2 protein-coding genes are annotated in these 707 nt (G+C 39.5%); one reads left to right on the forward strand and one right to left on the reverse strand.

Annotation, left to right across the window (positions count from 1 at the left end):
• Positions 1-106: 106 nt before the first annotated feature.
• Positions 107-562: a lysis system i-spanin subunit Rz gene (locus BHE89_RS19290; RefSeq protein ID WP_069368018.1), complete on the forward strand. Its 456-nt coding sequence runs from the start codon at positions 107-109 to the stop codon at positions 560-562.
• A gap of 27 nt (positions 563-589) precedes the next feature.
• Here BHE89_RS19290 and BHE89_RS19295 read toward each other — a convergent pair.
• Positions 590-707: transposase (locus tag BHE89_RS19295; RefSeq protein ID WP_171742544.1), on the reverse strand; the 118-nt coding region annotated here is incomplete at its 5' end.

Here is a 707-nt window from a genome sequence, read left to right on the forward strand (position 1 = left end):
CACAATTAAAAAATATCGCTATTCCTTTAGCTGTGGCGATTGTTAATATTGAACTAGGTTATCAACCTTATTCTGAAAAAGTTTTTGAAGATGCGTGGTTGTTATTATGAATTATTTATCAAAAATAATGGTAATAGTGGTTTTATGCTTAGGTACAGGATTACTTTGGCTAATTGATAAACATAAAGCCTTGAAAAAGGAATATAATAATATTAATCAAACTCTTATTCAGCAAATTGCAGAAAATAAAGATTATCAATTAAGAATAAATCAGCTTAATCAACTTGATAATCGTCATTTACAGGAACTTGTGCATGCAAAAAAAGAAATTGATCAGTTGCGTGATATTAGTGAGCGTACTCCTGAGCGGGTGTATATCAAAGCAGAATGCCTCAAAATATCAGTCACTTCCACCACCAGCCTGGTTAATGCAAACACCGCCAGACCTACTGACGCCGCTATCCGAAATTATTGGATACTCCGAGAACGAATTGCGCAGTCAGAACAGATCATTTTAGCGAAAAACGCCGTAAACCCTCGCCCAGTGCGTGCGGGGATATAAGGCGAAAAGCCCGCTGGGCTTTAAAGATCAATCAGGCGTTGACTGGCTCTGAACGTAGGCTCTGAGTGTTTCAATCGTTGCCCCTCCGGTGCTACAGACAAAGTACGACCTTGACCACAAAAGCCCCCGTTTTACTTTGCGTCCG

Origin of the sequence: Shigella sp. FC1967 (genome assembly GCF_001743005.1) — a bacterium.
GTDB lineage: Bacteria > Pseudomonadota > Gammaproteobacteria > Enterobacterales > Enterobacteriaceae > Proteus.

Excerpts from the sequence above, each read along its gene's own strand:
- BHE89_RS19290 (WP_069368018.1), top strand. The coding sequence starts at position 107 with ATGAATTATTTATCAAAAATAATGGTAATAGTGGTTTTATGCTTAGGT.